This window comes from Nocardioides sp. (assembly GCF_050699375.1).
In the GTDB taxonomy this organism is placed as follows: domain Bacteria; phylum Actinomycetota; class Actinomycetes; order Propionibacteriales; family Nocardioidaceae; genus Nocardioides.
Window position 1 is genome coordinate 1 of record NZ_JBOHDN010000255.1, and the last position, 18763, is coordinate 18763.

General features: G+C 69.0%; 13 protein-coding genes and 2 tRNA genes. 4 read left to right on the plus strand and 11 right to left on the minus strand.

Features of this window, described 5'->3' with window-relative positions; genetic code table 11:
• Positions 1-472: 472 nt before the first annotated feature.
• The gene (locus tag ACRDPS_RS18755) at positions 473-910 is read right to left on the minus strand and encodes an SRPBCC family protein (RefSeq protein ID WP_431503180.1); all 438 of its coding nucleotides are present in this window, start codon (positions 908-910) and stop codon (positions 473-475) included.
• Positions 911-1098: 188 nt separating this feature from the next.
• Between ACRDPS_RS18755 and ACRDPS_RS18760 the strand changes: the two genes are divergently transcribed.
• On the plus strand, positions 1099-1410 hold the full coding sequence (locus tag ACRDPS_RS18760) for a hypothetical protein (protein WP_431503181.1): 312 nt from the start codon (positions 1099-1101) through the stop codon (positions 1408-1410).
• A 27-nt stretch (positions 1411-1437) separates the two neighbouring features.
• Here the strand turns inward: ACRDPS_RS18760 and ACRDPS_RS18765 are convergent, their stop codons facing one another.
• The 3 genes from ACRDPS_RS18765 to ACRDPS_RS18775 all read right to left on the minus strand — a co-directional run bounded on the left by ACRDPS_RS18765 (position 1438) and on the right by ACRDPS_RS18775 (position 9570).
• On the minus strand, positions 1438-6042 hold the full coding sequence (locus tag ACRDPS_RS18765; RefSeq protein ID WP_431503182.1) for a glycoside hydrolase family 2 TIM barrel-domain containing protein: 4605 nt from the start codon (positions 6040-6042) through the stop codon (positions 1438-1440).
• A 15-nt stretch (positions 6043-6057) separates the two neighbouring features.
• Complete coding sequence (locus ACRDPS_RS18770) at positions 6058-8778, minus strand: beta-N-acetylglucosaminidase domain-containing protein (RefSeq protein WP_431503183.1); 2721 nt, start codon at positions 8776-8778, stop codon at positions 6058-6060.
• A 99-nt stretch (positions 8779-8877) separates the two neighbouring features.
• Positions 8878-9570 (minus strand): GntR family transcriptional regulator, encoded by a 693-nt coding sequence (locus ACRDPS_RS18775; RefSeq protein ID WP_431503184.1) that lies wholly within the window; start codon positions 9568-9570, stop codon positions 8878-8880.
• A gap of 198 nt (positions 9571-9768) precedes the next feature.
• On the opposite strand from ACRDPS_RS18775, the gene ACRDPS_RS18780 reads away from it, so the two are divergent.
• On the plus strand, positions 9769-10881 hold the full coding sequence (locus tag ACRDPS_RS18780) for a right-handed parallel beta-helix repeat-containing protein (protein ID WP_431503185.1): 1113 nt from the start codon (positions 9769-9771) through the stop codon (positions 10879-10881).
• Between the two features lie 82 nt (positions 10882-10963).
• Here the strand turns inward: ACRDPS_RS18780 and ACRDPS_RS18785 are convergent.
• The 7 genes from ACRDPS_RS18785 to ACRDPS_RS18815 form a co-directional block, all read right to left on the minus strand.
• A tRNA-Met gene (locus tag ACRDPS_RS18785) sits at positions 10964-11037 on the minus strand.
• A 198-nt stretch (positions 11038-11235) separates the two neighbouring features.
• Positions 11236-11309, minus strand: a tRNA-Met gene (locus ACRDPS_RS18790).
• Between the two features lie 108 nt (positions 11310-11417).
• A complete protein-coding gene (locus ACRDPS_RS18795; protein ID WP_431503186.1) occupies positions 11418-14315 on the minus strand; it encodes a UPF0182 family membrane protein in 2898 nt (965 codons plus the stop codon).
• The gene (locus ACRDPS_RS18800) at positions 14312-14935 is read right to left on the minus strand and encodes a PPA1309 family protein (protein WP_431503187.1); all 624 of its coding nucleotides are present in this window, start codon (positions 14933-14935) and stop codon (positions 14312-14314) included. The genes ACRDPS_RS18795 and ACRDPS_RS18800 overlap by 4 nt, the downstream gene beginning before the upstream one ends.
• A complete protein-coding gene (locus ACRDPS_RS18805; RefSeq protein ID WP_431503188.1) occupies positions 14932-15984 on the minus strand; it encodes a YlbL family protein in 1053 nt (350 codons plus the stop codon). The genes ACRDPS_RS18800 and ACRDPS_RS18805 overlap by 4 nt, the downstream gene beginning before the upstream one ends.
• Positions 15985-16063: 79 nt before the next feature.
• Positions 16064-16300 carry a hypothetical protein gene (locus ACRDPS_RS18810; RefSeq protein ID WP_431503189.1) on the minus strand — a complete coding sequence of 79 codons (237 nt, stop codon included), beginning with the start codon at positions 16298-16300 and terminating at the stop codon, positions 16064-16066.
• Positions 16301-16329: 29 nt separating this feature from the next.
• Positions 16330-16755 carry a molybdenum cofactor biosynthesis protein MoaE gene (locus tag ACRDPS_RS18815; protein ID WP_431503190.1) on the minus strand — a complete coding sequence of 142 codons (426 nt, stop codon included), beginning with the start codon at positions 16753-16755 and terminating at the stop codon, positions 16330-16332.
• 56 nt (positions 16756-16811) lie between these two features.
• Between ACRDPS_RS18815 and ACRDPS_RS18820 the strand changes: the two genes are divergently transcribed.
• On the plus strand, positions 16812-18185 hold the full coding sequence (locus ACRDPS_RS18820; RefSeq protein WP_431503191.1) for a zinc-dependent metalloprotease: 1374 nt from the start codon (positions 16812-16814) through the stop codon (positions 18183-18185).
• Positions 18182-18733: an NUDIX hydrolase gene (locus tag ACRDPS_RS18825; RefSeq protein ID WP_431503192.1), complete on the plus strand. Its 552-nt coding sequence runs from the start codon at positions 18182-18184 to the stop codon at positions 18731-18733. The genes ACRDPS_RS18820 and ACRDPS_RS18825 overlap by 4 nt, the downstream gene beginning before the upstream one ends.
• Positions 18734-18763 lie beyond the last annotated feature (30 nt).

Sequence of the window (18763 nt, forward strand, 5' to 3'; positions counted from 1 at the left end):
TACCGGCTCAAACGCGTCGCAGTGCTCACCGGGCTCGACGCGGCCGTTCCCGCCCACGCTCAACGCCTCATGGCGGCGCTCGCCGCTCTCGAGCTGGTCGAGGACGCCCCCATCGGGGACTGACGGCAAACGATCGTCTCGCGGCCGAGCACCCTTCGGGTGACCGCATCGTCAAAGGGCGCCACGGGTCGCGACCACTCCCGTGGTCTGCGATGAATACGGCGGGTCGATCGATGACGATGCGCATGTTTCCAGTCGCATCCACATACGAGATGAATAGACCCGATACCTGATCATTACCCCAAATGTTCAGGAACAACCTCATTCTGTCGTCAGCAGAGAGGCGTACATTCCCGAACAGCATCCCACGACCCGCCACAGCAAGAGACAACAAGCATCGCCGCTCGCCCTGACGAGTCCACAGCGAGGCCCAGCGCATGCCGAAGCGTTTGTAAGCCCGGTTGCAACGTCGTCAGGACTCGAGGATCTGCTTGAGCTTGGCCAGGTCCTTGGTCGTCGCCCGCCGCATCGCCCGCTCCATCACCGGCGCGGCGACCCGAGAGAAACCGGACGGGTTGCCGCGGTTGCGCAACGTCATCCGGGTGCCGCCCTCTCCCGCCGGCTCCCACGTGTAGGTCGTCTCCATCGGGAACGGCCCGTCGGCCGTACGCATCACGAGCCGCTCCCCCGGCACCCACTCGACCACCTCGTAGGTGTAGGCCAGCCGGCGCCCGAGGAACTGCGCGACGAAGTCCATCCTCGACCCGACCCGCACCGGTGGCTCCGTACGCCAATCGACCGAGCGGATGTTGGCATACCAGGCCGGGGCGTTGCTCGGGTCGCCGGCGTACGCAGACACCTCGGCCGGCGATCGCCGAATCGCCGTCTCCACCAGCACGTCCACGCTCATGGCCCCATCGTCCTCCGAAATCGGGCCGTTGTCCTCCGCCCCGGTCGGCCCTTGCGCGTTGAGCATTGTTCGTCCCGAAGCCGCCTCGACCAGGGCCCGGACCTCAAGCGTATGTAGCGCACATTTCCATCTACCGGGACTCCAGAAGGACTCCACCATGGATCGTCGCAACTTCCTACGTGCCGCCGTTGTCGGCGCTGGAACCGTCGCCCATCACCGGCGCCTCGGCAGGAGGTCTGTACGCCGCCGAGGACGGCGGCAACATGGAGATCTGCATCATCACTCCCGACGACGTCGTGGCGCCGTTCCTCCGGGTCACCGGGCAGAGCTCGTCAGAGCTGTGCGGTGTGGCGTTCAACCCTGTCGGCAACCGCATGGCCTTCTCCGCCCAGCGAGGCACGAACGGCTCCTCCAGCGGCGGCACCACCTACGAGATCAGCGGCCCACTCCGCTCCTACCCAGAACACCGGCGCCATGCCCCACGTGGCGGGTCCCGATGACAGGGCCCGGCCACGGCGGGCATCGGTTCACCCGCAGGTGATCTCGGCCGTCGCCCAGTCGGCGTGGTCCCAGCCGTTGTCGTCGCCACCGATCGTGACCCGCAGCTCGAGAACCTCGACGCTCGCCAGCGCCTGGGTCACGGGCAACGCCGGGTCGGCACCGCTGAGGACCGGACTCTGCCAGAGCCGCTCGCCGTCGGCCCAGAGTTCGAACCGCACCGTGCCGTTGCTACCGGTCTCGTCGTCAACACCGACTTCGGCCGTGAACGTGGTGCACGCGTCGCCGAGGTAGAGCTCCACGTTCGAGGGCGCGTGCACCCCAAGACCATGCTCGTAGACCTGGCCGCCGATCGAGATCGGCCGGCCGTCATCGGTGCCGGAGTCGCCGTTGCTCTGGTCACGCTCGACCGGTCCCCATCCGTTCGTCGCCGAGACGAACTCCAGCGAGGACACCTTCGAGACCCCCGACGGAGGCGGGTCGGGCGCTACCTCGACCTCGGCGTCGTGGGTGGCGATGCGCCGTGCTCCGTCACCTCCGTTCCAGCTCGCCTCGACGCCGAGCGCCGCGGTACCGGCTGCCGCACCGGCCGGCGGGGTGACCTGCCACTCCTGGGTGCGGGTGGCTCCCGCCTCGAGCGTGCCGAGGTCGGCCGGACCCGACGGGTCGGACGCCCAGCCGTCCGGCAGCTGCATGTCGAGCTCGGTCGCCCGCAGCGGGGTGGCACACTCGTTCGACACCGCGGCGGTCACCTCGAACGGCTCGCCACCACGCACCATGCCGTCGGGCACGTTCACGTCCAGCCCTGGCGAGCACGCCGGTGTCGGATCGGGCACGCCACCCTCCTCGACCTCGCTCGGAGAGAGCGGCCGCATGAGCATCGAGTAGCGGTAGGTCTGGTCCGGTGCCACCTGGTACTTCTTCTGAACCGGGTTGGGCGTATCCCCCATCCCGGTCACGTCGTGGTCGGCGCGCAGCGTCACCCAACCATCGTTACGCTGAAGCTCGAACGGATAGCGCGCCCGGTCGAGGTCGTCGTACGGCGTCACCGAGACCTCCAGGTCACCGGCCACCAGCAGGCCACCGGTACGCCCGTCGGTGAGCGTCGCCCAGCGAGTGTCCGCGTGGTTCCCATAGGCCTGCGGCTCGTAGTAGGACTCGTACTGCTCGTCCACCGTGCTGCGCCAGACACCCATCTGCGCACCGGCCTTGCGGTCGTCGTACGTCTCGGTCTCGCCCAGGCCGTACCACGCGAACCGGTCGAACCGGTTGGGCACCTGCACCCGCATCCCGATCTGCGGGAGGTAGGGCAGGTTGCGCGCCTCGCCGCGAGGCGTCACCTCGTGGCCGACTCGGACGGTGCCGGCCCCGTCCACCGTGTAGCGCACCGTCTGGTCGAACGACGCGTCCTGTACGTCGGGAGCCGCGGCCGTGCTGGTCACGGCCACCACCACCCGGCCGTGCCGGTCCTGTGAGACCGCGACGTCACCGACGGTGTCCTCGAGCCGGTCCAGTCCGACCCGGCGCCAGTCCTCGCCCTCGGCGCGGCCCCAGCTGAACGTCTCGTTGCTGGTCGGCGCCCGCCAGGCGTCCAGTCGCGGCCCCTCGTGCAGCAGTTCGGTGCCGCGTACCTCCATCGAGGTGAGGGTGCCTCGGTCCTTGTCGAGCACGTAGCGGAACCCTTCGCCGGTGACCACCACACTCTCCGCCGACTCGATGACCTCCGGCGCCTCCGGTGAGCCCCCGGGCGCCACTCCAGGCACGGCGGTGCCGCCGACGGAGAACTGTCCGGCCGCGACCTCCCAGCCCTTGGGCGCGTACGACGTGGGCTCGGCCGGCTTCGCCCGCAGCGTGAGCCATCGCTCCGCCCGGTGCGGGTTGGCGACCTCGGAGCGCAGGTCCAGCCGCGCCGTCTCTCCGGGACCGATGCTCAGCGACTTACGTCCCTGAGTGAGCGAGCGCGCTCCCTCGTCCACGGACCACTCCAGGACCAGCGACGTGCCGGCGAACTGCTGCTCGTTGTGCACCTCCACGATGCCCTTCGCGGCATCCACCGCGCGGAAGCGCACCGGCGCGTGCTGCGCCTTCAGCTCTGCGGTCTCCGGCTGGAGATACCGGTCGGAGCCGACCAGGCCGTCCACGCCGGAGAGGCTCTGGCCGTTGGTGAGGTAGCTGCCGTCCTCACGGATCTCCTCGAAGTCGAGCGCGATCGCCGCGTCCGCCTTCGGATCCGCCCCGCCGGCCAGCTGGGTGCCGGACAGGGCCGTGTCGTAGACCCTGACCGAGTCGATGCTGCCGTGGGCCATCCGGCCGGGATACTCCGACTGCATGGTCTCGGCGTTCCGACCCACGTTGAGCACGTGGTGGGACCGGTCGATCTTCCCCGACCACGGCACCGACGCCGCCTGCTTCCCGTCGATGTAGAGCCGCAGCGCGGTGCCGTCGTACGTCCCGGTCACCCGGTGCCAGGCGTCGAAGAAGTCCGCGGGTACGTCGGCGCGCACCGTGCGCCAGCCGCCGTCGTAGATGAAGAACTCCAGGGTGTCGGCGTCCGCCATCTTCAGGGCGTACTGGTGGTCGCCCTTGGCGATGATGGTGAAGTCGCCGGTCCAGGGGCGGGCCGGTTTCACCCAGGCGTCCAGTGTCAGCTGGTCGCCGGTGATGTCGAGCGCCGGGTCCTGGTAGGACTGCACCCAGTCATCGAGGCCGGAGAGGTACAACGCCTTTCCCTGGCGCCCGTCGACCACCTCGGGCAGCCCCTCGAGGTGGGTGAGGACGTCGTTGCCGGAGGTGTCCGGCGTCAGTCGCAGCGGGGTGCGCAGATTCGCTTCCGCCCAGTCCCAGACGAAACCGCCCTGCACCTGTGGGGTGGAGCGGACGATGTCCCAGAACTCCTTGAAGTTGCCCAGGCTGTTGCCCATGGCGTGCGCGTACTCGCCCATGATGATCGGCTTGGTGGTCTCCTTCGCCTGCGCCTCCAGCCGCGCCGGGCTCGGGTAGCGCGGGCCCCAGACGTCGGCGAACGGAGCATCGCCGTCCGGCCCGTTGGACTGGTGGTAGAGCAGTCGGGTCGGCTCGTTCTCGTCGGCCCAGTCGGCCATCGCGAAGTGCGCCGCGCCCAGGCCGGCCTCGTTGCCGGTGTCCCACATCATCACGCTGGGATGGTTCTTGTCGCGCTCGACCATGGCCACGAACCGGTCCATGAACGCTGCCTTCCACTCGGGCTCGCTGGCCAGGCAGTCGTTCGGGCACCACTCGTGGTGGTGCGTCTCGACGTCCACCTCGTCAGCGACCCAGAGTCCCTGCTCGTCGGCGAGGTCGTAGAAGTACGGGTCGCTGGGGTAGTGGGAGGTCCGGACGCCGTTCACGTGCAGCTGCTTCATCAGCCGTACGTCCTCCCGCTGCTCCTCCGCGGTGACGTGCCGGCCGCCGTCCGGGCTGGTCTCGGCGCGGTTCACGCCACGGATCACCACCCGCTTGCCGTTGACCTTCACCTGCCGATCCTCGACTCCGATCTCGCGGAAGCCGATCCGCTCGCTGGTGGTGTGGATCGTGGTGCCGTCGGGGCCGGTCAGCTCGAGCACGAGCGTGTAGAGGTTCGGGGTCTCGTCGGTCCACGGCGCAGGGTTCTCGACCCGCTCGTTCAACTGCACCGTGCCACCGTCGGCGCCGACCTCCACCTGCTCCTGCACCGAGGCCACCTCACGGCCGGCGTCGTCGAAGAGCCGACCGCGTACGGCGTACGTCCCGGACTCCCCGTCGACCTCGACCGCCGCGCTCAGGCTGGCGTCGCCGAAGTCGTCGTCCATGTCGGTGCGCACGGAGACGTCGCTGACGTGCGTCCGCGGGGCGGAGTACGCCCACACCGACCGGAAGATGCCGCTGTAGCGCCACTGGTCGACGTCCTCGAGGTGCGAGCCGGAGCCCCAGCGGTGCACCTGCACAGCCACCCGGTTCTTGCCCGGGTGCACGGCGTCGGACACGTCGAACTCGGCCGGCGTGTAGCCGCCCTGGTCGTAACCGACGTACTCACCGTTGACCCAGACGAAGTAGCCGGACGTGACGCCTTCGAAGCGGAGGAAGGTACGACGGTCCCCCCAGTCCGCGGGCACCTCGAGCTCCTTGAGGTAGGCCCCCGTGGGGTTGATGTCGTGCGGCACCTTCGGCGGGTCGTCGGGGTACATCTCCGTGGGCACGTTGCGGAACATCGGGTGGTCGATCCGGTCGCCCTGCCAGGTGTGCGGCACGTCGGCGGTGGGCCAGTCCGAGGCGTCGTACCCGTCCTCCCAGAATCGCTCGGGGACGTCGCGCGGGTGGTCCACGACCTCGAGCCGCCACTGCCCGTCGAGCGAGGTGGTCCATCTGGTGTCCCGCTTGCCGGCAAGGGCACCCGCGACGTCGTCGTAGGGGCGGAGCTCGGTGTGCGGCTCGGTCTGGCCCTCGCCCGTCATCTCCGGGTCCTCGAGGTAGGCGAAGACGTCGTCGACGCTCTGCGGGCCACCGCTCGGAGCCGGTTCTGCGGCGAAGGCGGGGACGCCGGGGGCGCCGGCAAGAGGGACGATGGCCAGACCGATCGTGGTCAGAGCGGCCGTGGTCAGGGCGGCCGCGACAGCGACCCCGAGCGTGCTGCGCATGGCGCGTCCTTCCGGTCAGCGTGCGTCGACGGAGATCTCCGCCGCCGAGGTCCACGGGTTGCCGTTCTGCTCCGAGCGCGCCACGAAACGTACGTAGCGGGCGGAGGTCTCGGCGAAGCCGACCCACTGCTCGTCGGCGCCACCCGGCCACGTGCCCGCGGCAACGGGCTCACCCCAGGTGCTGCCGTCCTGGCTCAGGTAGACCTCGAAGTCGGCCACGGTGCCGTTGCCACCATCGCTGCGCGGAAGGTAACGCAGTGCGCACACGTCGCGCGTCGAGCCGAGGTCGAGCTGGAGCTCGTGCGGGTACGGTGCGTTGCCGGCCGACCACTCGGTGTGCCAGATCGTCGACGGGTCGCCGTCGATCGCGTTGGCGGCGGCACCGTCCTCCCCCGCTGTCTCCTCGCTGTCGACGTAGGTGACGGCAGTGGGCCGGGTGGGGGTGTCGGCGCAGGTCACCTGGAGGTCGCGGGTGGCCTCGGTGGTGCGCGCCTCGCCCTCGTTCCAGGAGAGCGAGGTGGTCGCCGAGACGGTGCCGGCCCGCTGCTGGGGCCAGGCGAGCTCGAAGTCCGCGGTCCGGGCGTCGCCGGTGTCCATCGCACCCAGGTCGACGCGCTCGGGCGTCACCCCGGCGTCGCCGGCGTCCAGACCGACCGACACGTCGGTGACCGGCCCGGCGATCCGGTTCGTCACCTCCACCGGCAGCGGCGCCGTGCCGTCACCGGAGTAGACGACGCGGTCGGGCGTCGAGGCCACGATCGGGTTGCGCAGCATGTCGGCCGCGTCGGTGAGGAACGTGTCGAGGACACCGTCGGCGATCCGCACCCGGGCCTTGCCCCAGGAGTTGTCGGGCGGGTCCACGACCACGGCCTGCGCCCGCGTCATCAGCTCCTCGGACTCCGCGGCGAGGTCGGATGCCTCCTGGCCGCGCCCGTCGAGCCGGGCGGCGAACGCGTCGGTCATCTTCTGGGCCGAGGCGCCCCACAGGTCGGTCGCGTCCAGCCAGGGAGCCGCGTCGGAGACGAAGGCGTCACCCACGCTGCCGCCCCTGATCGTCTCGGGAGCGTTGGCGATCGCGTCGACGTACGTCCGGAGCTCGTCGACCGCGCCGGCACGGTCGCCGGCCTTCCAATCGGACCAGAACCGCTCGATCCGGGCGGCCAGCACCGGCGCCTGTGGCTGCCACGGCTCGGACCCGAAGGTGGGGGCCATGTGGTTGAGATCGCCGAAGACGAGCAGAGCTTCGGTGGCGCCAGGGTCGTCGCCGCTGAGGTAGCGCATCGCCTCGCGCCAGTTCCGCTCCGGGTCGTAGGCCCGGTCGTTCCAGCTGAAGTCGGCGAAGCCGAAGACGGCGACCTTGCTCGCGGCGGCCTGGTTCATCGGGTTGGACACGATGCCGGCAAGGTGGTCCGACAACCCCGCTTCGCGGTGTGCGTACGGTGCGAGCAGCAGCCGCCCCGACGTGTTGCCGAAGTCGTTGACCGGGTAGTTGTCCCACAGGAAGGTGGGCCCGCCGAAGACCTCCGCCGCCTGCTTCGCCTGCTCGACGGTCACCGAGACCGGAACGACCCCCTCACCGGTCCACATCATCACGACATCGGTGTCGAGGTTCTCCCGCAGCTGCGTCTTGTAGCTGGTGTTGACAGTGTTGTAGTACTCCGTCGGCACCATCTGCAGCGGGTAGGCGCCCTCGTGCGTCTCGATGAACTCACGCTGCACCCGGTTGAGCAGGTGCACCTGGGCGGCGCCGGCGGCGTTGCCCGACGGCGAACCGAAGGTCTCCTGGTCGGAGTCGCAGTGCCATCGGCCGGTGTTGATGTCGTCGAGGGGCACGGAGAAGGCGCGCACGCCGGCGTCGTACATCGACTGCAGCTTGGCGGTGAGCGCCTGGAAGTCCTCCTCGCCGGAGTAGCACACGGTGTTGCCCGGGGAGAGCGCGAAGGTGAAGCGGACGTGGTGGCGGTCCGCCTCCTCGACCAGCTCGGTCAGCTCGGCGAGCTTGTCCGCGGGGTAGGGCTCGCGCCACTTCTCGCGGTGGTAGGGGTCGTCCTTGGGCGCGTAGATGTAGGTGTTGGCCTTGACGTCACCGTAGAAGCCGAGCTGGTCCAGCCGCTCGGCCTGGCTCCACGGTTCGCCGTAGAAGCCCTCGATCGCACCGCGCAGTGGCATCGCCGGCCAGTCGCTGACCCCGGCGCCGGCGATCCGCCAGTCGCCGTCGCCGGTGGCGGTGAAGAGCTGGGTCAGGGTCTGTACGCCGTAGTACTGCCCGGCGGCATCCGTCCCTCCGATGGCGACGTCGCCACTGCCGAGGTTCGGCGCGGCGACCCGGAGGGCGTAGCCCTCGGCGTGGTCGGGCACCTCGGTGCCGCTCAGCCCGGTGGCGATGTCCTCGCGGTCGGCGGCGCCGAGCCGCACGGTCAGCGGGACCGATCCGCTGCCGGACTCACCGGGAGCGAGTACGTCGACCCGGTCGACGCCGTGCTCGCGGAGCTCGTCGACCAGCAGCTCACGGGCGGCGGCGTCCGTCGTTCCGTCCACGACCACGGCGGCACGACCGGGCACCGCGACGTCACCGCCGACCCGGGCGATGTCCTGCGGTGCCGGCGAGACGGCGGGGAGCTCGGCGGCCGGCGGCGCGGCCTGCGCGGCGCCGGAGGTCACGGAAAGGACGGACGCGCCCAGCGCGATGACGGAGAGAAGACCGAGCGCGGTGCGACCACAACGGGGGTGGGACATGCGAGAACCTCCAGGGGGATGCCGACCGGAGCAGGTCGGATGAGGTGACCTGCATCACACTAGCGAAGGGCATCCATGAGGTCTAGACCACTCTCGAGATCAGCCGAGCGGGAACCAGAGCTCGTGCCGGTCTGCGGGAAGCACGGCTTCGGCGTACTCGACAGGACGGCCACCCGAGGATGCCCGTCGGAGCAGCCGGAGGACCGGGCGGCTCCCAGCGGCGTCCAGCAAGCGGGCCTCTTCGAGCGTCGGCAGGTCGGCGCGGACCGACTCCTCGCCAAGGTCCGGAAGCACACCGCGATCTTCGAGGATCGAGTAGAGGCTGCCGGTGAGCGCCGCCTCGTCCGCGCCCGCGACCAGGTCGGCAGGCAGCCAGGCGCGCTCCAGGGCGAACGGGACGTCGTTGCCGAAGCGGATCCTCTCGATGCGCACCAAGCTCTGGTGCGGCAGGAACTCCTGCACCGGCGGCGGGGGCTGCACGTCCTCGGCGCACTCGAGGAGCCGGGTCGACGGCTCCAGGGCATGCTCCCGCAGGGCATCTGCGAAGGACCCGAGCCGCACCCGCAAAGGAATCTGAGCCGGTGCCCGGAGATTCCCGCGACCGTGCACCGTCCGGACCAGGCCCTCCTGCACAAGCGACGCGATGGCTTGCCGCACTGTCATCCTGGCCACGCCCCATCGCTCGGCCAGCTGCCGCTCCGGAGGCAGCGCCGCACCGACGGGCAGGTTGAGCACGAGGGCTCGCAGCTCGTCCGAGAGCGCCGAGTGCTTGGGGCGGGAAGTGGTGGCCATCAGATCGTCCGTCCGTGATGGTGGGAAGACAGGCTACTCCAACACCCGCTCGAGGTCTGGACCACTCAGCGGAGCGACAGGACCTTTTCTCGACACTCCTTGACATTCATCAGACGTCAGATCATGATCGCCCCGGCCCTGGCCCTTACGACATTGCCGAACGGGACCGCCGGCGACCCGCCGCGGACAGGAGTGATCATGCACATCACAGACGAACCGAGAGGCGGTCGTCGGAGCCTGCTGCGCGGGGCGACAATCGCGGGCGCGGCGGCTCTGGCCGTCGGGGCTCCGGCCGGCACCGCGCGGGCGGAGGACGGGCGGACCCGGAACTTCGGGCTGCGCACGGTGTCGCCGGACGAGGACTTCGGCGCCGCCCTGGCGGCCACGCCGCAGGTCCAGCTGGTCCCGGGAGCGGCGTACACGCTGCCGGCCGCGGTCGAGCTGCCGGACGAGTGTCTCATCATCGGCAACGGCGCCACCATCACCGTGCCGTCGTTCTCGAGCGGTGCGCTGCATATGACCGGACGCAGTGACGTCACCATTCGCGACGTTCGCTTCCTCGGACAGACCAACAGCCCGCTCAACACCCCACCGGCCTTCGACCACGTCGCGATCCGGGTGACCCGCAGCACCAACGTACGGATCCTCGACTGCGACTTCGAGAACTGGCGGGGATGCGGGGTCGCCGTCTCGGGTTCGACCTCGGACGACTACTTCGCCTACCGCGTCAAGGTCCTGGGCAACGCGTTCGTCCGGTGCTACTTCGGGTTGTCGGCGACCGACCGCAGCGAGTACTCCCAGGCGGCGTCGAACAGCTTCACCTACTGCCGGCTGGCGGTATGGAACTCATCCGGCAACTGGATGGTCAACGACAACGACATCGTCGGTTGTTACGGGGCGTACTACTGCGCGAGCCGCACCAGCCCGTACGGCACCGCGTCTTCCGACAACTGGGCGCACGGATCCTTCGCCGGCAACACCGCCAACCACAGCAACGGCGGCGCGAAGGAGCTGTGGAGCGTCGGCGTCGCCTTCCCGGTCGGCGGCGTCGAACAGGACCTCGGCCGCGGCGTCGTGATCAGCAGCGTGCTGCCGCCGACCTTCTCCGGGAACACGCTCTGGTACACCGACATCCGCGCCAGCGACCTGGTCGGGACCCGGTGGCTCATCTCCGGCTGCACACTGTCCAACCTCACCGTGACCGCGAACGGTTCCGTGCCCATCGCCCTTGTCGGCACCCAGTCCAACGGCATTGCCAACGCCCCGCACCTCATCGGCAACGCCAAGGACCTGCTCGCCTCGCTCTACTGACCGGCGCGTCCGACGTGGCCGCCGCAGCCGCCCCGGAAATCACGAAGGCCCGGACCTTTCGGTCCGGGCCTTCGTCTCGGAGTAGCGGGGACAGGATTTGAACCTGTGACCTCTGGGTTATGAGCCCAGCGAGCTACCGAACTGCTCCACCCCGCGTCGCAAGAAGAACTCTACCGCGAGCTGAGCCGGACCCAAATCCGGGGTGCCTGGGGGTCGCGCCGAACCCGACGTCAGCGCTCGGATGAACCGACCCGATCAGCACGCTTGGCCACGACTCGACGGAGACAGGAACCGCTGGTCGTACCCGGAAATCACGAAGGCCCGAACCTTTCGGTCCGGGCCTTCGTCTTGGAGTAGCGGGGACAGGATTTGAACCTGTGACCTCTGGGTTATGAGCCCAGCGAGCTACCGAGCTGCTCCACCCCGCGTCGCAAGAAGAACATTACACGTGGGGTGAAACGAACCCAAATCGGTGGAGTCCCCGCGCTCCGGAGCGTGGGAGGTCTCGACAAGCTCGACCTCCGGTGGTTCCTGCCTCAGCCTCCGGAGATCAGCTCGGCGGCCTGGTCTACCTTGGCCTGGGCCTGTTCGAGGAGCCGCTCGCGCTCGGTGTAGTCCCCCGCCTTGCCTGCCTTGTCCGCCTGGGCGAACAGGCCCCGGGCATCCTCCAGGAGCTGGCCGGCCTCGGCCGGGGAGTCACCGTTTGCGGGTGGCTTGGTCTCGGCCGGTTCCTCGTCCGGGTCCGAGGTCGACGGCGCCGGGGCGGCGCCCGTGAGGGCGACCGTCAGCGCCTCGCTCAACGTCGACCCGTAGCCCACGCGGCCGTCATAGGAGACCAGCACGAAGGCGAGCTGGGCATAGCCGGAGGTGGAGGCGGTCGCACGGCGGGCGTAGATCGGCTCGACGTACAGGATGCCGTTCTTCGCCGTCGGATAGGTGACGACCTGGCCCCAGACCGGTGCGGACCCGGAACGGTTGAACGAGGCGACCTCGTCGGCGATCGCCTTGTCCGTACGGAACTCGTTGGAGACCATGCCCGGACCTTGGGTGTCGTCGGGGAAGCCGGTGGTGATCCGGATCTTCCCGTAGTCCTCCGAGGTCGCGTCCGAGTCGACCGACATCATCGCCGCCAGGTTGGGACGGTTGTAGGGCACGAAGGCCGAGGTCAGCGACCAGCGAGCCGGGCCGGAGCCGTTGTCGAGGAACATCCGGTAGGGCGTCTGCTGGTGGTTGTCGTCGTTCGGGTCCTCGGGCACGGCCCAGCGCTCGTTGCCGGAGAAGAAGACGTCCGGGTCGGAGACGTGGTAGCGCGCCAGCTGGTATCGCTGAACCTTGTAGAGGTCCTCGGGGTAGCGGAGGTGCTCGGTCAGCTCCTTCGGGATCGACGACTTCGGCATCACGGTGCCGGGGAAGGCCGCCTTCCACGTCTGCAGGATCGGGTCCTCCTCGTCCCACTCGTAGAGGGTGACCGTGCCGTCGTACGCATCCACGGTCGCCTTCACCGCGTTGCGCATGTAGTTGATCTCGTCGGTCGGCAGCGTCTGCGGGCCGGCCGAGGTCTGGGTGGCGTCGTCGGTCATCGAGGCGAACGAGTCGCGCGCGGCCTGCGGGTAGCGGTCGGTGGTCGTGTAGCCGTCGACCACCCACTGGATCCGGCCGCCCACGACCACCGGGTAGACGTCGTCGTCGAGGGTGAGCCACGGCGCGGCCTTCTGCACCCTCTCCTTCGGGGAACGGTCGTAGAGGATCTCGGACTTCTCGTTGACACTCGAGGAGAGCAGGAAGTTCGTGGAGCCGAACTGGATGGCGTACATCAGCTGTCGGAAGTTGGAGCCGATCGGGACACCGCCGGCACCTTCGTACGTCGTCCGGCTCTCGCCGTCCTCGGAGTTGTAGTCGAGCTCGACGGCGCCCTTCTTGGTGCCCTTCCCGACGATGGAGTACTCCGGTGAGTCCTCACCGAAGTAGACCTTGTCCTGGAACTTGCCCTCCCCCTCGGTCAGGTCGTGCTGCCCGGTGCGGTCGCCCTCGGCCCACTGCATCTGGTTGGACTCCGACTTGTCGTCGGCACCGCGCATGTTGGCGTAGGAGGCGATCACGCCGTTGGAGTGGGTGTAGACCGTGTGCAGGTTGGTCCAGGTGCGGTCGGAGTCGGAGATGCCGGCCTGGTTGAGCTCGCGTACGCCGAGCACGACCGCGCGCTCCTTGCCGCCGACCTCGTAGGTCGAGATGTCCAGGGGCTCGTGCACCGAGTAGTAGGAGCGGCCCTGCTGGACCTGCTCGAACTCGCGATGTACGACGGTGGGGTCGACGATCGGCAGCGAGGACGCGGTCTCGTCGAGCTGTTCGGGCGAGGCGCCGTCGGCCTCTGCCTGCGAGGCGTACTCGGTCACCTCGAGGTCGTCCTTGGAGATGCCGTAGGCCTCCTGGGTGGCCTTGATGTTGGCCGCCAGGAACGGCTTCTCCTTGTCCTGCTCGCTCGGCCGGACCTGGAAGCCCTGCACGACCGCGGGCCAGATCATCCCGATCAGCAGCACCGAGATCGCGAACAGCGAGATCGCGACCGAAGGCAGCTGCCAGCTGCGCCGCCACATGTTGAGGATGAACAGCACGCCGCAGATCACCGCGATCGCCAACAGGATCTGGTTGGCAGGTAGCACCGCGTGCTCGTCGGTGTAGGTCATCCCGTCCAGCCGCGGCCCGGAGCCGTTGACCAGGTCATAGCGGTCGACCCAGTAGTCGAGCCCCTTGACCAGCAGGATCAGCCCGAACATGGCGCTGAGCTGGATCTGCGCCGAGCGGGTGAACCGGTCACGCGGCGCGGTGAGCCGGATCCCGCCATAGATGTAGTGCACGATCATCGCGCCGAAGGTGCCCAGGATCAGGCCGGTCAGCGCGAAGTTGACCAGGTAGTGCCACCACGGCAGGTCGAAGACGTAGAAGCCGATGTCCTTGCCGAAGAAGGGGTCGGTCTTGTCGAAGTCGCGCCCGTGGCGCCACATCAGATACCCGCGCCAGTGCCCGGCGCCCGAGAACCCTGCGAAGATCCCCGACACTCCGGCGATGCCGATCAGCAGCCACGTGCGGATCGGGGCGATCGCGTCGCGGTAGCGGTCCAGGCCGCCGATGTCGTCGGCCGGGTGGAAGTAGGGCCGGGTGCGATAGGCGAGCGCTGCCGGCAGCCCGATCATGATCGCCATCAGCACGCCGAAGATCACGAAGAGGGCGGTACGCGTCCAGAAGACCGTGCCGAAGACGCTGCTGAAGTCGATCGCGTCGTACCACAGCGCGTCGGTGTAGATCGCCGCGAAGGCGCTGATGCCGAAGAAGAGCACGATGACGGCGACAGCCGCGATCGCCAGCCAGCGGTTGCGGCCGGTGCTCTGTGTGCGCACCGGCGCCTGTGCCGGGTCGTCGTCGTCAAACAGGCTCATTGGTCGCCCTCGCTGTCCGTGATCTCCTCGAGCGGAGTCTCCTCAAGAGTGACACGCAGCAGTTCAAGCAGCTCCGGAACCAGGTCGACACCGCCGATGACCGACTGGTCGTCGTCGTGCGCCTTCAACCTCAGAGCGCAGTACGTCGCACCAGCACGTGTCGCGCCGGCGACGATGCGTACCTCCTGCCTGTCGGGGTGCGACTTGGCGAACTCCACGGCCTGCTCGGCGTCCTCGGGGATCTTCCCGTCGGCGTCGGGTGGAAGCACGAGTCGCTCGACGACGGCGGCGCAGCCGGTGACCCCGGCGGGCCAGGCGGTCGTCTGGAGGACCTCCTCCAGCTGGGTCGTCACCGGCACCTGGTCCTGCTCGATCGGGGTCAGCGACCCGTCCTGGTCGGGGCTGTCGAGGCCCATCATCGTGGCCAGCGCGGGCTCGGCCTTGACGAGCGCGGCGGTGTCGACAAGCGCGAAGAGCCTCGCCGGGCCGTCCCAGCCCTCACTGGCGACGTGCGCCTCGATCTCGAGGACGGCCGCGGCCAGCGCCGGGTCGGTCTCAAGGTCGAGACCGCGGCTGAGCTCAGGAGTGGGCTCGGGCGTGGGCTCAGGGGTGTCGGTCACTTGGTGCTCCCACACATCGGCAGCTTGGCATTGGGGTCCTCGGTCCAGGTTTCGATGGCCTTGATGGCCTCATCGAGCGTCTTCACGCGGGTCAGGCGCATGTCGCCGTTCTCGGCACCCTCGATGTCTTGGCAGTTGCCGGCGGGGACCAGGAAGAGCTTGGCGCCGTCCTGGGCCGCGCCGGGGATCTTCTGCTGGATGCCACCGATCGGGCCGACGTTGCCGTCGCCGTCGATGGTGCCCGTGCCGGCGATCTTCTTGTTGTCGGTCAACGGGCCCTCGGTGAGGGTGTCGTAGACGGAGAGGGCCATCATCAGCCCGGCACTCGGGCCACCGATGGCCGGGTCGAGGGTGATCTTGATGTCGTACGGGAACTTGTACGTCGCCCCCAGCGAGACGCCGATGAAGGCCTTCCCCTCCTTCTCACCGGTCTTGACGCTCTGGGTGAGCGTCTTGTCCTTGCGGCGGATCGTCATCTCGATCGTGGAGCCGGGTTCGACATTCTGCACCGCGGTGACGACCGCTTGAGGCGTGTCGACGGTCTTCGTGCCGACCTTGGTGACGACGTCGCCCGCGACGAGCTTGCCCTTGGCGGGCGCGTCCTTGGTGACCTCGGCGACCGAGACCTCGTCGACATCCTCACCGAGCTTGGTCAGCGCGGCGGCGATCGCTGCGTCCTGCGCGCTGGCCATCTGCACCTGCCCGGCCTCGCGGTCCTCCTTGACGGAACCCTGGTCGGGATAGGCGACCTCGCGCGGGTAGACGGCCTCCGTCTCGCTCATCCAGGCGCCCAGGAGCGTCCACAGACCGAGCCTGGCCTCGCGGGTCGTCTCCGAGACGGTGGTCATCCGCAGCTGGGCCTTCTTGCCGTTGCGGTAGGCCTTGTGGTCCTTGACCTGGACGATCTCCTTGCCGTCGAACTCGCCGAGGACATTCACCGTCGGCCCGGGGCTGTAGATCGTGAAGGGCAGCGGAACCACCCACGCGATCACGATCAGGGCGACGACGAGCGGCAAGGCGATGAGGCCGGCCAGGGTGCGCTGCGTCATAGCGTCACCCTCTCATCCACGACAAGAGCGCGGCCGCGGCAGGTCTCGACAAGCTCGGCCACCTCTGGTTCGGCCACCTCTAGGAGGCATCACGGTTGACCCGGACCGCGATCCCGGTCGACCTGTCGGGCGGCGGCTGGGGCGCTGCGTACCGGGCGGCACGCTCGCGGGTCTTGGGCTTCTCCAGGGCGATGCCGAGGCGGCGTACGACCTCTTCGCGGTCTTGCTCGCGACCCTCGCGGCCGAGGAAGGCGACCCAGGCCATCGCCAGGACGGTGACGACGGCTGAGGGTACGAGCCAGAGCAGGATGTCCACGGGCCAAGCCTATCGACTCGAGCACGCGATCAGGGCGCGCCGACCCACTCGTCGGTGCCGTCGGTGAAGATCTGGTGCTTCCAGATCGGCACCTCGGCCTTGAGGGTGTCGATGAGGACACGCGAGGCGGCGAAGGCCTCACCGCGGTGACCGGAGGCGGTGGCGACGATGACCGCGATCTCACCGATGGCGAGGTGACCGGTGCGGTGGACGGCGGCGATGCCGGCGACGTCGTGGCCGGCGGCCACCTTCTCGGCAACCTCCACCAGTCGCGCGAGCGCCGACGGGTGGGCCTGATAGTCGAGACCGACGACTCCCTTGCCGCCGTCGTGGTCGCGAACCCGGCCCACGAAGATGGTGAGCCCACCCGATGCGTCGTCCTCGAGAGCGTCCATCACCTCGGTGACATCGAGGGGTGTCTCGCGGATGTCGAGAAGCTTGACGGCGGGGTGCATGAATCAAGCCTAATGCTTGCTCACAGCTCGCTTCCGTAACCGCGTAGGCTGGACACATGAGTCAGACCCCAGGTGGCCCCGACGAGCCGGAGGAGCCGGAGAACCCCTTCAAGGGCACGCCCTTCGAAGCGTTCTTCGGTGGTTTCCCCATCGGTGGCGTAGGTGGCGGCCCCGGCGGCATGCCCGACCTGAGCCAGATCTTCGGCCAGATCCAGTCGCTGCTACAGCCCTACGACGGCCCGCTGAACTGGGACGTCGCGATGGACCTTGCCCGCAAGGTCGCCGCATCCGCTCCCGACCCGACGCCCTCCCAGAAGCAGAAGGACGCTGTCGCCGACGCGGTGCAGCTGGCCGACCACTGGCTGGAGGAGACCACCTCCTTCCCGTCCGGCGTGAAGTCCGCCACCGCCTGGTCCAAGGCGGAGTGGCTGGTCAATACCCTGGATGCGTGGAAGCCGCTGATCGAGCCGGTCGCGGCCTCGACCGCCGCCGCGATGAGCGGACAGCTCCCCGAGGACATGAAGGCCCAGATGGGGCCGATGATCGGCTTCGTCGGCAAGGCGATGGGCGCGTTGTACGCGAACCAGGCGGGCACCGGCCTCGGCCACCTCGCCGGCGAGGTCATCTCCGTCTCCGACATCGGCATCCCGCTCGCCGAGCCCGGACAGGCTGCGCTGCTGCCGGTCAACGTCGAGCCGTTCGCCGAAGGGCTGGGCGTCAGCACGGACGACGTGCTGCTCTTCCTCGCCCTGCGCGAGGCCGCCCACCAGCGGCTCTTCGCCGGCGTGCCGTGGCTGCGCGATCACGTGATCTCGGCCGTCACCGACTACGCACGCGGCGTCGAGCTCAACATGGAGGCCATGCAGCAGCGCATCGAGGAGCAGATGCGCGGCCTGGACCTCTCCGCCATGCAGGACCCCACCCAGCTGCAGAACATGTTCGAGGAGGGCATGTTCGAGGTTCCCGACTCGCCCACGCAGAAGGCCGCGCTCGAGCGGATCGAGAACGTCCTCGCGCTCGTCGAGGGCTGGGTCGACGAGGTCGTCGCCCTGGCCACGGCCGAGAAGATGCCGGTCGCGGCTCAGCTGCAGGAGTCCGTACGCCGCCGCCGGGCCGCCGGCGGTCCCGCCGAGCAGACCTTCGCAACCCTGGTCGGTCTCGAGCTGCGGCCCCGGCGCCTGCGTGATGCGGCCGCACTATGGGGATCGCTGCGCAACCGTCAGGGCATCGAGGCCCGCGACGGCGTCTGGATGTCGCCCGCTCTGCTGCCCACCTCAGCCGACCTCGACGATCCGCTGGGCTTCCGCGAGGGTGCGGACGCGCCCGACGTCGACTCGATCGATTTCGACGAGGAGCTCAAGAAGCTGCTCGGTGGAGACTCCGACGACTCTGCGGACACCGGCGACGCCAAGGGCCCGGACGAGGAGTGAGCCTGCACGCTGACGCGCTCGCGATGCTGCGGGCGTGGGTGGCGCCGTCGTCCTCGCAGGATCTGTTGCGGCGGCGCTATGTCGCTCACCTCGAGGCGACCCCCGACGGGGTTTTCAAGTCGTGCGTCCCGGACCACCTGACCGCTTCGTGCGTGGTGGTCTCCGACGACGGATCGCAGGTTCTGCTCACCCACCATCGCAAGGCGCGGCGCTGGTTCCAGTTCGGTGGCCACCTCGAGCCGGGTGACCGCACGTTGTGGGCAGCCGCTGCCCGCGAGCTGCGCGAGGAGTCGGGCGTACCCGGCCTGGAGCCTCTGCCCGGGCTGGTGCAGCTCTCGGAGCACCCGGTGCCGTTCTGCGCTCCCTCCGGCGACGTCCACCACCTCGACGTACGTTTCATGGCCGTGGCTCCGGTCGGCGCCGTTCCCGCGGTGAGCGAGGAGTCCTTGGACGTACGTTGGTGGCCGGTCGACGCCATCCCCGACCCCGACGACAGCGTCCTCGAGCTCATCAAGCTCGCGCAGGGACTGATCCAGCGAGACTGCTGAACAAGGCGTTGTGGACACCCTGGGGAGGTC

Excerpts from the sequence above, each read along its gene's own strand:
- ACRDPS_RS18755 (WP_431503180.1), bottom strand. The coding sequence starts at position 910 with ATGAGCGTGGACGTGCTGGTGGAGACGGCGATTCGGCGATCGCCGGCC.
- ACRDPS_RS18765 (WP_431503182.1), bottom strand. The coding sequence starts at position 6,042 with ATGCGCAGCACGCTCGGGGTCGCTGTCGCGGCCGCCCTGACCACGGCC.
- ACRDPS_RS18770 (WP_431503183.1), bottom strand. The coding sequence starts at position 8,778 with ATGTCCCACCCCCGTTGTGGTCGCACCGCGCTCGGTCTTCTCTCCGTC.
- ACRDPS_RS18775 (WP_431503184.1), bottom strand. The coding sequence starts at position 9,570 with ATGGCCACCACTTCCCGCCCCAAGCACTCGGCGCTCTCGGACGAGCTG.
- ACRDPS_RS18780 (WP_431503185.1), top strand. The coding sequence starts at position 9,769 with ATGCACATCACAGACGAACCGAGAGGCGGTCGTCGGAGCCTGCTGCGC.
- ACRDPS_RS18795 (WP_431503186.1), bottom strand. The coding sequence starts at position 14,315 with ATGAGCCTGTTTGACGACGACGACCCGGCACAGGCGCCGGTGCGCACA.
- ACRDPS_RS18805 (WP_431503188.1), bottom strand. The coding sequence starts at position 15,984 with ATGACGCAGCGCACCCTGGCCGGCCTCATCGCCTTGCCGCTCGTCGTC.
- ACRDPS_RS18815 (WP_431503190.1), bottom strand. The coding sequence starts at position 16,755 with ATGCACCCCGCCGTCAAGCTTCTCGACATCCGCGAGACACCCCTCGAT.
- ACRDPS_RS18820 (WP_431503191.1), top strand. The coding sequence starts at position 16,812 with ATGAGTCAGACCCCAGGTGGCCCCGACGAGCCGGAGGAGCCGGAGAAC.